Annotated in this window: 13 protein-coding genes, 1 other RNA gene and 1 pseudogene; all 15 read right to left on the bottom strand. The window is 58.8% G+C overall.

The features are described from left to right. Positions 1 to 16: 16 nt before the first annotated feature. Positions 17 to 472, bottom strand: coding sequence for a GNAT family N-acetyltransferase (locus OMP38_RS20565; protein WP_277566737.1), 456 nt, complete (start codon positions 470 to 472; stop codon positions 17 to 19). A 20-nt stretch (positions 473 to 492) separates the two neighbouring features. Further along, on the bottom strand, positions 493 to 759 hold the full coding sequence (locus tag OMP38_RS20570; protein ID WP_277566738.1) for a hypothetical protein: 267 nt from the start codon (positions 757 to 759) through the stop codon (positions 493 to 495). After that, complete coding sequence (locus OMP38_RS20575; RefSeq protein ID WP_277566739.1) at positions 752 to 1,087, bottom strand: NUDIX domain-containing protein; 336 nt, start codon at positions 1,085 to 1,087, stop codon at positions 752 to 754. The genes OMP38_RS20570 and OMP38_RS20575 overlap by 8 nt, the downstream gene beginning before the upstream one ends. 576 nt (positions 1,088 to 1,663) lie before the next feature. After that, on the bottom strand, positions 1,664 to 2,242 hold the full coding sequence (locus OMP38_RS20580; protein ID WP_277566740.1) for an ATPase: 579 nt from the start codon (positions 2,240 to 2,242) through the stop codon (positions 1,664 to 1,666). After that, positions 2,235 to 2,432, bottom strand: a complete 198-nt coding sequence (locus OMP38_RS20585) for a hypothetical protein (protein ID WP_217597813.1) — start codon at positions 2,430 to 2,432, stop codon at positions 2,235 to 2,237. The genes OMP38_RS20580 and OMP38_RS20585 overlap by 8 nt, the downstream gene beginning before the upstream one ends. A 182-nt stretch (positions 2,433 to 2,614) precedes the next feature. Continuing rightward, positions 2,615 to 2,978: a transfer-messenger RNA gene (ssrA, locus tag OMP38_RS20590) on the bottom strand. Between the two features lie 286 nt (positions 2,979 to 3,264). Next, entirely contained in the window at positions 3,265 to 3,750 is a 486-nt protein-coding gene (smpB, locus tag OMP38_RS20595; RefSeq protein WP_217597866.1) for an SsrA-binding protein SmpB, read from the bottom strand. Positions 3,751 to 3,971: 221 nt separating this feature from the next. Then, positions 3,972 to 4,907, bottom strand: a complete 936-nt coding sequence (gene pyrB, locus OMP38_RS20600; RefSeq protein WP_277566741.1) for an aspartate carbamoyltransferase — start codon at positions 4,905 to 4,907, stop codon at positions 3,972 to 3,974. A gap of 316 nt (positions 4,908 to 5,223) precedes the next feature. Beyond that, a complete protein-coding gene (rnr, locus tag OMP38_RS20605) occupies positions 5,224 to 8,361 on the bottom strand; it encodes a ribonuclease R (protein ID WP_277566742.1) in 3,138 nt (1,045 codons plus the stop codon). Between the two features lie 194 nt (positions 8,362 to 8,555). Next, positions 8,556 to 8,792 carry a preprotein translocase subunit SecG gene (secG, locus tag OMP38_RS20610; RefSeq protein WP_090117057.1) on the bottom strand — a complete coding sequence of 79 codons (237 nt, stop codon included), beginning with the start codon at positions 8,790 to 8,792 and terminating at the stop codon, positions 8,556 to 8,558. A 153-nt stretch (positions 8,793 to 8,945) separates the two neighbouring features. Next, positions 8,946 to 9,245 carry a BclA C-terminal domain-containing protein gene (locus OMP38_RS20615; RefSeq protein WP_277566743.1) on the bottom strand — a complete coding sequence of 100 codons (300 nt, stop codon included), beginning with the start codon at positions 9,243 to 9,245 and terminating at the stop codon, positions 8,946 to 8,948. After that, a complete protein-coding gene (locus OMP38_RS36095) occupies positions 9,209 to 9,940 on the bottom strand; it encodes a copper amine oxidase N-terminal domain-containing protein (protein ID WP_420869685.1) in 732 nt (243 codons plus the stop codon). The genes OMP38_RS20615 and OMP38_RS36095 overlap by 37 nt, the downstream gene beginning before the upstream one ends. Further along, entirely contained in the window at positions 9,838 to 10,140 is a 303-nt protein-coding gene (locus OMP38_RS20620) for a copper amine oxidase N-terminal domain-containing protein (RefSeq protein ID WP_277566744.1), read from the bottom strand. The genes OMP38_RS36095 and OMP38_RS20620 overlap by 103 nt, the downstream gene beginning before the upstream one ends. Before the next feature lie 184 nt (positions 10,141 to 10,324). Then, positions 10,325 to 11,931, bottom strand: a pseudogene (locus OMP38_RS20625) (catalase). A gap of 179 nt (positions 11,932 to 12,110) precedes the next feature. After that, complete coding sequence (locus OMP38_RS20630) at positions 12,111 to 12,881, bottom strand: sugar phosphate isomerase/epimerase family protein (RefSeq protein WP_277566745.1); 771 nt, start codon at positions 12,879 to 12,881, stop codon at positions 12,111 to 12,113. Positions 12,882 to 13,295 lie beyond the last annotated feature (414 nt).

Here is a 13,295-nt window from a genome sequence, read left to right on the forward strand (position 1 = left end):
CGGGCTTGCTTTTTGCTTATAATTGAAGCGCCATCGGATCATTGCATAGCGCGTAGCCGTTGCGACCGTAGAACGCTCTGCTCTCTTCGCTCGGCCATACGATGATAAATTCAAACTTGTTCTCCGTCGCCCATGCCCGAATCGCCTCAAGCAATCGACTCCCGATTCCCTGCGATCTGTAAGCCGGATCCGTATAGACATTGGTCATGTAGGCAAATGGATAAGTAACGCGCCCCGGCCGTGGCACCTTATCGATCAATTGGATGTACATATGCGATGCGATGACCCCTTCGACTTCCGCGATCCAGATGTGCCACCGCTCGCCGCGAATCGCTTCTTCCAAGAACGTTCTGCACTCGGCAGCAAAAAGCTCGAAGTCGTCGCTCGTCTCCGGCTGATGCTCCAGCGTGAGTTCCCATCGCATGAGGATGAGCGCTTCAATATCTTCTAGATGAGCTTGTCTGATGCGCATGATCAGGCGCCTCCATCCGACTAAGTAAGGTTTCTTGTATCTTCATCCTTGAAATGAAAGTGCTCGTGGTAAATGCCATCCATGCCAACCAACATGCCGCTTTTTTTGTGACGGTACGGGAACATCCGATTGACGGGCAATCTCAAGAGCTGATAATTCATTTCTCGCGGCAATACTTCCAGTTCTGCAACGGCATTCTCACGTGAGGTATAGAGCCCGATCGGATAAAAATTGGGAAAGACCCCCGTTTCCCCCGCTACAAAGATCGTCCAAACGTACTCACCCATGCATAGATTCTCCTCTACTGAGCCATCGAGAAGCATGCTCCAGAATCGTAAGATCCCTAAGAAGCATAAACCTCGTGGAGTAATCCTTGCAATTGTCGATCGGGAATTGGAATTTTGCGATGGCTTCTTCGATGCTCATCCATCTCATTCGCATGCCTAACTGAATTTCTTCCTCAGATAATTCCACATTCCCCTGTTGACTCACCGCCTTGGCGATATAACAATAGGATCGTTGCATGAATTGATTTTTAAATTTATGTTCGTCAATATAACCAAGGGCATGAATAACAACAGCATCATAACCCGTTTCTTCCCTGATCTCGCGCAAAAAAAGCTTCTTCCTTATCCTCGCTCTCCTCAAGACCGCCGCCGGGGAGCTTGTACAGGTTGAGCGCCGTCATTTCCATCATGGCAACCTGCCCGCTGCTATTGATGAGCACGCCTCTGGAAGCAAATCTGGATACTTCATTCAGATATGTAGATTCCCCGCTTAGGACATCTCTGTCTGTTATACTCATTATTAATCGCAAACCATTATCACCTATCCTGTCGTTGTCACGGCGTCAGAATCAATATTTATTTCCTCATGTAGATTCAAATAGATTATATTTCCACCACATGGTAATACGCAATCGAACAAAAGAGACACATATCACGATGTTGGTGGCTTCACTATAGCAAAGAACTCTGACCTCATGCGGTCAGAGTTCTTATGGTGGAGCCGAAACGCGACAGGGCAAATCCACAACTTTCCACTGTGCGATTGTTTAGAGAGGTGGCATTATATCCTCCCTTATTTCGCTTGACTACACAAGCTAAGACTTTATTGCCTTCTTGTCATAATAGCTTTTACATGCATTGCGTAACTTGAATCAACAAGAAAAGAGCCAACCGACTCAAGTTGCTATTTCTCCATCCATAGATCGAGTCCACCGAGCCAACTTGGCAACAAGCTGGCCTTGTAGATCATTTGACCGTTCTCTATCTCCATCAAAACCTCGTATTCATCCCGGGAATTGTCCAAGATTACGGCCACATCCGCTTGTTCCAGCGCACCCTTCAGATTTCGAAGTGACACTGCGTACCGTCGGATGATATCTGAAGGCGCGATGTAATGCCCGCCCTCAAGAACGCGAGTCTTGACGCGGTCAATGTGCATCTGGACATTCTGCAGACCAATGTAGTAAAAGTAAACCTTGAACCCGGCGGCTCGGGCTGTCGACATCTGCTTGATCACATATTGGCCTGTAAGCGTCGTTTCCATCGCAAAAGATCGATACCCATTCAAATATTCCCTAATCCTTCGAATCGCTTCCTTCCCTGCCGACAAATCTGCGCTCCGGGGGTTGGAAGGATTCAGATGCTTGGCGATGAGATCTGGGTTTACAACTACGTCAAAAGCTTGCCCATAATTCTCTATGAGCGTCGACTTGCCCGCACCGTTGCATCCAGCAAAAACGTAGAACTCTGGCGCCTTATTCAATTGAAAACTCCAGCAACTTACCGTCGCCATCTACGATCAGAGCATATTTTCGTCCGTCTGCATCTTCGCGAACCCGGTTCCCATTCTGCATATAAAACAGCGGAGCGCCCGTTAACTTAGCTTTTTCTCGTACGGACTTGCTCGCTGCCTTGAGGACTTCTTTCAGTTCTTGGCCGGTTTTGGCGCTCACGGCAACCACCTCAACATCGATAATTATGGATTCACATGTACAGTATAGCAAAAATCCGCAACCTCATGCGGTCCGCTTCGCTCCCTGCGCGCGGTCGAACCTCTGTCCTCCTTCGGAAGCGGGGCAACGCCTGCCCCTCGGTCCACGCAAAAAAGCCAGCCTCACGCGGCTGGCTTTGATGATGGTGGAGCCGAGGGGAGTCGAACCCCTGTCCGAAGATAACGCAACATAAGCTTCTACGGGTGTAGTGACAGATTTGATGTCACCCTAGAGACTCCCTGTCACCGGATTCCCTTCGGGTCAGCCTGATTGTCTTCTTCAGCTAGCCCCAGGCGGAGACTAGACAGCGTATCCCACTAAAGTTGAGCCCCTATCCCGCCACATGGGCGATGGAAGGTAGGAGCACGAGAGCAGTTTCTTAGGCTGCTACAGCGTAGGTTGGTTGTTGTTTGCCAGTTAATTGGCTTCCGCGTTGGTGAAGCAGCCGCAGCCCTACTACCCGCTACTCATGTCCGAACTACCCCCGTCGAATCCATAAACGGCCCCTAAATTAAGAAGCGAAGCCTTCGCGGCGGACCTTATCGTGCGCGGTCGGCCAAGCGAACGGATCTTCAGGTGCCTCTCCCGCTGTGACAGCGACGATCGGCGAAGTACGAACACGGTGCATAAAACGAATCGTATCGGTGGAACTTCTATAGTATAGCACACCCCGCCGCTAAATACCGCACGGCATTATTGGGATGGATGGCGATGACTGCCTGATGCGGCCGATTAACGGAAAACAGCTGTACGGCACGCAGAATTCCTCGTCGTCAGCCCGTACAACACCGGCTTACCTGGCGACCTTTTGCTTCTCCCGCAGCGCCCGCTGAATATCGCGCTCGGCGTCCTTCTTGGCGGCGGATTCGCGCTTGTCGTAGTTCTTCTTGCCTCGGCCGAGACCCAGGAGGCACTTGGCATAGCCGTTGCGCGTGTACACCTTCAGCGGTACGATCGTGTAACCCTCTTGCTTGGAAGCGCCGATCAGCTTGCGAATCTGCGCCTTGTGCATGAGCAGCTTGCGCGTGCGCGTCGGATCGGTCGGATTGTGACGGTTGCCCTGCTCGAACGGACTGATATGCATGTTGTGCAGGAAAATCTCGCCGTTCCGAATGGTTGCGAACGCATCGCCCATATTGGCTCTGCCGCCCCGTAGCGACTTGATCTCGGTACCGGTCAGCACCATGCCCGCTTCAAACGTATCCTCGATGAAGTAGTCATGCGAAGCCTTCCTGTTCTGCGCCAGCGGCTTGTCGAACTGGTCCTTGCTCTTCACCATGCTGCTTCACCTCCATTTTGATCGGACTCTCATTATAGCATGCGCTTCCAGCAGCTCACAACTGTAAAGCCGGAGACGGAAAAAGAAGCAGCATCGCACAGCGCGTGACCCCTCATAAAGTACCCAGTTCGCGCGAAACGATAACTCGATCTGTCATTCGTTACATATCGGACTCAGAACATCATTCGACGCCGGAGAATGTCTCCGACGTCGATCCACCGTTATTCAGCTTGCAGCGCCCTGTCGATGAGCGCCATGCGAATATAAAGGCCGTTCTGCGCCTGGCGGAAGTACGCGGCACGCGGATCCGCATCCACCTCTTCGGCGATTTCGCCTGCCCGCGGCAGCGGATGGAGCACGATCGCGTCTCTGCGCATACGATTCATCAGCTCGGCGTCGACAATATACTGGCCGGCCGCCTTGTCGTATTCCTCCGGAGAAGGGAAACGCTCCTTCTGGATTCGCGTCTGGTACAGCACGTCCACCGATCCGGCCACTGCGTTCAAGTCCGTCGTCTCCTCGTAGCGCACGCCTTTGTCGTCCATATAGTGCTTGACCGACGGCGGGATCGGCACGTTTTCGGGAGAGATGTAGTAGATTTTGACGTCCTTGAAATTGGCGAGAATGTAGCTCAGCGAGTGAACCGTCCGCCCGTAAGCCAAGTCCCCGACCATCGCGATGCTCAGGCCGTCGAGACTGCCGCATTCCTTCTGGATCGTGTACGCGTCCAGGAGCGCCTGCGTCGGGTGCTCGCCCGCGCCGTCTCCCGCATTAAGGACCGGCACGCCCGACACCGCCGCCGCGCGCTTCGCCGCTCCGATCTCCGTGTGACGCATGACGATGAGGTCGCTGTATCCGGAAATGATGCGGATCGTATCCTCGAGCGTCTCGCCTTTGATGGCGGACGAGAATTGCGCCGCATTCTCCGTCCCGATGACGCTGCCGCCCAGGCGGTTCATCGCCGACTCGAACGACAGCCGCGTCCGCGTGCTCGCCTCGAAAAACAGCGTCGTCATAATGCGTCCCGCATGCCGCCGGTCGCCTCCCGCGCGCACGACATCCTCCATCGTCCGCGACGCCGCGAACAACTCTTCAAGCTCGCTGCGCGAGAACTGCTTGGCTCCTAGCACATGATACAGCTTGTCCTGCACTGCCATCACTCCGTTCCTCCCGTCGACGCTGCTTCGCGTCCATGTTTACCATGATCTATCCTAGCGGATTGCCCCTGGATTGTCTAATGGGATTTGTCCGAAAACGGGCATGGATTTGGGCGGCGGTTTTGTTGATCGACAGGCACGTTTAGGGCGGGGAACGGACTTGGACCGGAATGGAGTTGATCTACGTGCATACTTGGGACGCAGCGCGAGGCGCAGACGGCAATGTGTTGATCGACGTGTTCACTTGAGGCGAGCGGAATTCCGGCGCAAAACGCAAAACAAAGAACCCGCCGCGGCTGCGGCGGGGTTCTCGTTATTATTGTTCCGGCGAAGGCGTCGGCTTCGCGCCAGGCGCCTTCGGCTTGCGCCGGCGGCGCGGCTTGGGGGCGCCTTCGGGGCGCGCGCCCTCCGGCGCGCTCTTGCCGCCGGAGGCGGATGCCGCCGCCGTCTGCGCGGCGGCTTTGGCCCGTGCGCTGCGCCCGGCATCGCCCGGCTGCGCGCCGCCCTTGCCCTGCGCGGCGCCCTGCTGCGGACGGCCGCCAGGGCCCGGCTTGCCGCCGAAGCGGCCGCCACGGGAGCCGGGACCGCCGCCGCCAGGACCCGGCCTGCCGCCGGAGCGGTTGCCGCCGCTGCGGCCGTGGCCGAGCGCGCTGCGCTCGCGGCGCAGTTGGCTCTTCTCGCCGTAGAAACGCTCCTCGTCGTCATCGTTCGCGTACTTGCGCGTCGTGAACGGGAGGCCCCACATGTCGAGCTTCGGACCGCGCTTGCTCTTCTGCGTAGGCGCCGGCACGTAGTCCGGCGAATCGCGGTTCACGTCGACCGGCTCGCGGTCGCGCTCGTGCCGCGGCGGAAATCCTGCATCGCTGCCAAAGCCGATTAATTCCTCGCTTGCCAGCCCCGCGCCGCGCCGCTGCGGCTGCGGCAGCTGCACCGCCGACTGCTCGAACTCGCCGAGCTTGCTTTGCATCGGCGAATCGTCGCGCTCGTCGCTGGCCACGCCGGCATCGGCATCGCCGGTACCGACATTGACGCGCCCGCCGCGACCGCGCTTGCCGCTGCCCGGCTTCGCGCCGGCGGCCACGAACGGCGGCGCCGCGTGCCCGGCGCCGCTATCCCCGCGCGCGCCGCCGCGACGTCCGCCGCCTTCGCCGCGTCCTGCTCCGCCGCGGCTGCCTTCCGCCGCCGGCGATTCCCCGCCGCCGCGGCGCTTCTTGCCCTTGCGCGCGCCCGCGAACCCGCCGGCGCCGCCTTGTCCCCCATTGCCTCGCTGGCCCGCTCCGCCGCCTCTGCTCTCGCTGCGCGGCTTCATGCCGACCACTTCGAAGTCGATGTTATAATCGTCCATGTTCACCCGTCCCACTCTGATCCGCACTTCGTCTCCCAATCGGTACACCTTGCTCGTGCGCTCGCCGAGCAGCGCCATCTGGCGCTCGTCGAAGTGGTAGTAGTCGTCGCTCATCTCGCCGAGACGGACCAGACCCTCCACCGTATTGTCGAGCACGATGAACATGCCGAAGCCGGTCACGCCGCTGATGATGCCGTCGTATTCCTCGCCGATCTTGTCCAGCATGAATTCGGCCTTCTTCAGCTTGCTCGTGTCGCGCTCCGCGTCGACGGCCACGCGCTCTCTCTCGGACGACTGCTGCGCGATGTCCGGCATGCGCGCCGCCCATTGCTCGAGGCGTTCCTCCGGCAGCGTCCCTCCGTTCTCCAGCACCTCGCGCATGACGCGATGAATGACCAGGTCCGGGTAACGCCGGATCGGTGACGTGAAGTGCGTGTAAAATTCGGCCGCGAGCCCGAAATGTCCGAGGCTCTGCGAATCGTATTTGGCTTGCTTCATCGAACGCAGCATCATCGTGCTGATGACGTTCTCTTCCTTCGTATCGCGAATCTGCTCCAGCAGATCCTGCAGCGCGCGCGGATGCACGGAGTTGCCCTTGCCGCGCACCGTATAGCCGAGGTTCGAAGCGAACTGAACGAATGTCAGCAGCTTCTCGCTGTCCGGATCTTCGTGAATCCGGTACAGGAACGGCACCTTCAGCCAGTGAAAATGCTCCGCCACCGTCTCGTTCGCCGCCAGCATGAATTCCTCGATGATCTGCTCGGCGATCGAGCGCTCGCGCTTGACGATGTCGACCGGCTTGCCTTCCTCGTCCACGATGACCTTGGACTCCTCGAAGTCGAAGTCGATCGCGCCGCGGCGCATCCGGCTGTCGCGCAGCGCCAGCGCCAGCTCGCGCATCGTGCGGAACGTCTCGACCAGCGGCGCATACCGCTCCATCTGCTCCGGATCCTCGTCGACGAGGATCTTGCGGACGTTCGTGTATGTCATCCGCTCCGTCGTCTTAATGACGCTGGTGAAAACATCGTGGCGTACCCGCTTCATCGTGCCGGCTTCGAACTCCATCTCGCAGGACATCGTCAGACGGTCCACCTTCGGATTCAGCGAGCAAATGCCGTTCGACAGCCGGTGCGGCAGCATCGGGATGACGCGGTCGACGAGGTACACGCTGCAGCCCCGATTGTACGCTTCCTCGTCCAGCCGGGACTTGTCCTTCACGTAGTAGCTGACGTCCGCGATATGTACGCCGAGCAGATAGTTGCCGTTCGGCAGCCGCTCCACGTTCACCGCGTCGTCCAAGTCCTTGGCGTCCTCGCCGTCGATCGTCACGATCGTCTTGCTCCGCAGGTCGCGCCGGCCTTGGGCGACGATCTCTTCCTCGGAGATGGAATCCGGCGCGGCTTCGGCTTCGGCGTTCACTTCGTCGGGGAACTTCTCCGGCAATCCATGCTTGCGGATAATGCTGAGGATGTCGACCCCGGGATCGTCCTTGTGGCCGAGCACCTCGACGATCTCGCCTTCGGCGGCCGCCTTGCCCTCCGGATAGTGCACGATGTCGGCTACGACCTTCTGCCCGGTTACCGCACCTTTGAAATTCGCCGGACGGACATAGATCTCCTTGTTGATCCGCTTGTCGTCCGGAATAACGAGCCCGTAGCTCTCGTGATGCTCGAACACGCCGACGACCTGCGTGACGGCGCGGCTGACGATTTTTACCACTTCGCCTTCCATGCGGCTGCCGTCTTGGTTCTTGGACGTGATGCGGGCTAGTACGATATCCCCGTTCATCGCGCCCTTCAGGTCGTTCGCGTTAATATAGAGATCGGGATGTCCCTCCTGCTCGGGCAGCAGGAAGGCGAAGCCCTTCGCGTGCGCCTGCAGCCGGCCCCGCAGCAGATTCATCTGTTCGGGCAGGCCGTAGCGCTGCGCGCGGGAACGCATGATTTTCCCCGCTTCCTCCATCTCCGTCAACAGACGCAGAAATGCCTTGAAATCGGCGGCGTCCGTAATCTCGAAGCGTTCTTCGAGCTCCTTGTACGTGAGCGGCTTGTAGTCTGGATTCTTCATCATCTCGAGCAGCTCCTGCTCGCTCCACGATGGCACTGGCATCACCTCATCTTCCAATAGTATACACGATTTAGCGGTGAGCCAATCGGAGCGCAGCAAGATGTCCCGAACCAAATATCGCTAGGGTACCGGGACGCGGTCGAACGGGGAAACAAACGTTTGGTAAATCGAACCAGTCCGATTCGCGATACAAAAAAAGCGGGAAGCCCGCGCTTCCCGCTTGAACGACGTTGCGATTACACACTCACGACGTAAGCAACGACCAAGGACAGAACGAAGAATCCGACTGCCAGAACGATCGTGAGGCGTTGAAGGAACAGATCCAATCCCCGTGCCTTTTGCTTGCCGAACAAGTGCTCCGCACCGCCGGAGATGGCGCCCGACAGGCCTGCGCTCTTGCCGCGCTGCAACAATACGGTGCCGATCAGACCGAGCGAGAAAATGACCAGTACGATTTTCAAAGCGATTTCCACTGCTTCCACCCCCCCGTGATGCCGGAACACTGAGAATCGGTTCAATAGGCATAAAACGTTAGTTTCATAATAGCACAAGCCCGCGGAGCGTAGCAACCATAGCTTTGGCGCGCTGGCGAATCCAAACGACGGCAACGCGGCTATCTGTCGCGATCAGTCGATCTGCTCGATCGTGAACTGCGCCCCGACGGACGGAGCGAGAACGAGCGTCAATACCGTTAAGGAATTGTTGCGAAGCGTGAGAAAGTCCCCGGCCGACAAGCTGAGCAGCGCGACGCCGCTAAAGTTGCCCGCGGCGTTTATGACGCCGATCGGCGTGCCGGAATCTACGATTCCGTTTCGGGCGACAGCGATTTGCGCCCCGATGCCGCCAGTGAGGCTCACGCTATAGCTGACTTTGTAAATCCCGTTGTTCGCTACCGTAAATTTAGTCGTGCCTGCGGCATGCACCATCCCCCCCGGCAGCCAACCCGGCCGCAGAAAAGGGAATGTCCGCGCCGCCGACCACGATCGCGTCCGCGGGGGGTCGCTAGATGATAACCGGAAATGTAGCTCGCTAAACCAGAATCGCCCGTCGGGCCTGCGGGTCCAATGGGACCTATTGGTCCTGCTGGTCCTGCGGGGCCTGCGGGGCCCACCACGCCTGAAGGTCCTGCAGGTCCGACGGGGCCTGCGGGGCCTGTCGCTCCTGGATCGCCGTCATCGCCTTTATCCCCCTTTGGGCCTGCCGGACCTGCCGGTCCTGTTGCGCCGGCATCGCCTTTATCTCCCTTTGCGCCCGCCGGCCCTGACGCACCTGTCGCCCCGGTGGCTCCCGAAGCTCCCGTATCTCCCTTGTCTCCTTTGTCTCCTTTGTCTCCTTTGTCGCCTTTGTCGCCTTTTGCGCCTTGGACCGCCGCTTCGCCGGCTTCTTCGGTCCTGATATCCACCGTCTGGGTCGCGCTGTTCCACTTGACGTCCGCGCCGAATTGCTCGACGAGAAAACGGACCGGCACCATCACCCTGTTTTCGATCATTTTGGGCGGCTGATCAAGCTTGACCGGCGTTACCTCGGTCCTCGCTGCACCGCGGCGTCTATCGAGCCCAACTTCAGCGTCACGATCGTGCTTCCTTTCGTTGCCGTGACGGTATGTCGTTCGCCGTCCCATTGAAGCGCGGCTCCCAGCGGCTCCAAGGCGCCCCTCAACGGCACCAGCACGCGGTTGTCGACCATGACGGGCTGGACATCCTGCTGCTGTACGCTCCCGTTTATAGACAACGACAGCGCGGATGCTCGATCCAACGGCAAGGCGAGCAACGCGGAGACCAGCGCGGCGGACAACGCCGTTTTCTTCCACGTTCGTTTCAATTCAATTCCCTCCAGTTTCAGATTCCTTCGTCAAACTTACCATCGGTTTACATTTATTTCTATGGGAAAGAAGTCGTCTTCTCGGCCCTTACGCCCACAACAAAAAGCCCAGTCGCCGGCTAACGGCCCTGGGCTGTCTGTTATCGATTCCATCCCTATTCGTGACGACGCGCCGGCGATCGCGTCAGTACCCGTCCGTCTTCCCGCCCAGCTTCTTCGCCTCTTCGAGGCCGACGTCCGAAGCCGCGGCTCCCCCTTGCCGGATTGCCGTTCTGCATCCCATTTGCTTCCAGCCCCTCGCGCACGCGGCGGCCGTAGTCGGGATCGGCCTGCGTGAAGTAGCCGATCATCCGCTCGCGAATGTCCGCTTTGCAGATGCCGAGGTTCGCGACCAGGTTCGCGATCAGCTCGTCGCGCTCCCAGTCCTCGAACGCGCGGTACGTATCTCCCGCCTGCTTGAAGTCGTTCGGCCGGTCGATCTTCTGCCGTACGAGCTTCGCATTGTACGCCGGCTCGTGATCCTTGCCCGCCTTCGGCGCTTCCTTCAGCCCGCCGAGCGAGGAAGGTTCGTAGTTAACGTGCGGGCTCTGTCCGGGCGCCGCGTCGACGTTGTACGCCATCTGGCCGTCGCGCTGGTTCGTCGCGACATGCGTCTTGGGCGCATTGATCGGCAGCTGCAAATAATTCGTGCCGACGCGATGGCGCTGCGTGTCCGAATAGGAGAACGTCCGCCCCTGCAGCAGCTTGTCGTCCGAAAAGTCGAGGCCGTCCACGAGCACGCCGGTGCCGAACGCGGCCTGCTCCACTTCCGCGAAGTAGTTGACCGGATTGCGGTCGAGAACCATTTTGCCGACGGGCAGCATCGGCGCCACGTCCTCCGGCCACAACTTGGTCGGGTCGAGCGGGTCGAAGTCGAGCTCTGGATGCTCGTCGTCGCTCAGGATCTGCACGCGCAGCTCCCATTCCGGATACTCGCCTTTTTCGATCGCTTCATATAAGTCCTGCGTGGCGTGGCTGTAGTTCTGGCTGATGATCTTGTCCGCGTCGGCCTGCGTCAGATTGCGGATCGGCAGCTTCAGGGGCTCCCAATGGTACTTCACGAGAACGCCGACGCCTTCTTTATTGACCCATTTGTACGTATTGACGCCAGAACCCTGCATCTGCCGGTAATTCGCCGGGATCCCCCCACGGGGAGAACACGAACGTCACCATATGCGTGGCCTCAGGCGAGAGCGACAGGAAGTCGAACATGCGCTCCATATTGTTGACGTTCGTCACCGGATCCGGCTTGAACGCGTGCACCATGTCGGGAAACTTCAGCGGATCGCGGATGAAAAAGATCTTGAGGTTGTTGCCGACGAGATCCCAGTTGCCGTCCTCCGTATAGAACTTGACCGCGAAGCCGCGCGGATCCCGCAGCGTCTCCGGGGAGTGACCGCCGTGCACGACGGTCGAAAAGCGAACGAATACCGGGGTACGCTTGCCCGCCTCCTGGAACAGCTTCGCGCGCGTATACTTCGAGACGGGCTCTTCTCCCGCCTTTCCGTACGCTTCGAAGTAGCCGTGCGCCCCGGCGCCGCGCGCATGCACGACCCGCTCGGGAATGCGCTCGCGGTCGAAGTGCGTGATCTTCTCCAGGAAATGATAGTTTTCCAGCGTCGTCGGTCCTCTGCTGCCCACCGTTCGCACGTTCTGGTTGTCCGTGATCGGATGTCCCTGGCGATTGGTCAGCGTCATATCCGTTTCCGCGCCTTGTTGCTGTCCGCCGTTCTGATTCGTCTCGTTCGCCATCTCATGGTCACCTCTATAAGGAAGAATGAATCGCTATTCTTACTCTATCCCTGGACTGGCAGGATATGCATGAAGATGGTATGAATTCCGCATGAAGGGGGAGGTGAAGAATGAGTCGCGCATAGCAAAAAGCCCGGCCGTCCGGCCGGGCTGTCGTCAGCGAATCGCGGTGCGGTCTCTTAGATCCAGCCGCGCTCCTTGAACCAAGCGTAGTTCAGCTTCGCGCTCTCGAGCGAGCTCACGTCGTACTGCTCCTGCTCGATGATGACGTACTCGACGCCCGCCTTCTCGGCAGCCGCCAGCGCGGAGTCCCAATCGACCGAGCCCTTGCCGATCTCGGTGTCCTTGCCGTCGTCCTTGAAGTCCTTGGCATGCACGAGCGGCAGGCGGCCGGCATACTTCTCGATGTAGGCGGCAGGGTCTTGACCCGCGACCTTCACCCAGCCGAGGTCGAACTCGAAGGTCAGCTCTTCAGCCGACAGCTGTTCGGCGAGGTGATCGATGACCAGCTTGCCGTCCTGGGCCGGCTTGAATTCGAACGCATGGTTGTGGTAACCGAATTCGAGGCCGGCCGCGCGTACGATCGCGGAAGCGCGCTTCAGCGTGTCGGCGAACTTGTTCACGTCCTCGACGGACGGATTTTCCGGCAGCGGGTAGTAAGGCACGACGAAGCGCTTGATGCCGAGTTCCTTGTAATAAGCGACCTTCTCGTTCAGGTCGGATTCGAACTTGTCCGGCTCCTGCACGTTCAGGCCGACGTGCACCGAGTTGACGTTCAGGCCGGCATCCGCCAGCGCCTTCTTCAGGTCGGCGGCGGAAACGCCGTAGTTCCCCGCCAATTCGACGTTCTTGTATCCGATCTCGGCGATCTCGCGGATCGTGCCGAGGAAGTCCTTCTCGCTGCGGTCGCGTACGGAGTAAAGCTGGATGCCCACTTGCGGCTTGCTCATGATTCATTCCTCCATATTCGGAATATTCGATTTAGCGCGGAAGGCGCCGTTGACCTTTTTTGTCCATCTCCATTATAGGCGTTCGGCGGGAGCGCTTACGAGTCCGTTATTTGCCCATTTTATATGGCATTTGGACCCTGCGTCTCACGGGCGGCTGCGGGATTGCCGACGTGCGATGCCTGCACCCTATAAGCGGAAGGCGAATTTGGATGTAAAAAAGGATGAAGCAGACGTGTCTGCTCCATCCCGTTTCGTGTATGGCGCTATTGATTGGCTTGCCGGCAAAGTGGCGCTGACTGAGACTTCTTGCGCAGCTGAGGCCAACCGGACAGCCGAAGAGGTTCTGGTTGAGACGACTTGGCGGACCTTGACCGGTTGGCGCGCGAGAGAGACTCCGACGGAGACTTCTTGCGC

Origin of the sequence: Cohnella ginsengisoli (assembly GCF_029525555.1) — a bacterium.
Taxonomy (GTDB): Bacteria; Bacillota; Bacilli; order Paenibacillales; family Paenibacillaceae; genus Cohnella; species Cohnella ginsengisoli.

Coding starts and splice junctions, on each gene's coding strand:
- OMP38_RS20565 (WP_277566737.1), bottom strand. CDS start 472: ATGCGCATCAGACAAGCTCATCTAGAAGATATTGAAGCGCTCATCCTC.
- OMP38_RS20570 (WP_277566738.1), bottom strand. CDS start 759: ATGGGTGAGTACGTTTGGACGATCTTTGTAGCGGGGGAAACGGGGGTC.
- smpB (WP_217597866.1), bottom strand. CDS start 3,750: ATGGTGAAGAGCAAGGACCAGTTCGACAAGCCGCTGGCGCAGAACAGG.
- pyrB (WP_277566741.1), bottom strand. CDS start 4,907: ATGGCAGTGCAGGACAAGCTGTATCATGTGCTAGGAGCCAAGCAGTTC.
- rnr (WP_277566742.1), bottom strand. CDS start 8,361: ATGCCAGTGCCATCGTGGAGCGAGCAGGAGCTGCTCGAGATGATGAAG.
- OMP38_RS20615 (WP_277566743.1), bottom strand. CDS start 9,245: ATGGTGCATGCCGCAGGCACGACTAAATTTACGGTAGCGAACAACGGG.
- OMP38_RS36095 (WP_420869685.1), bottom strand. CDS start 9,940: ATGGGACGGCGAACGACATACCGTCACGGCAACGAAAGGAAGCACGAT.
- OMP38_RS20630 (WP_277566745.1), bottom strand. CDS start 12,881: ATGAGCAAGCCGCAAGTGGGCATCCAGCTTTACTCCGTACGCGACCGC.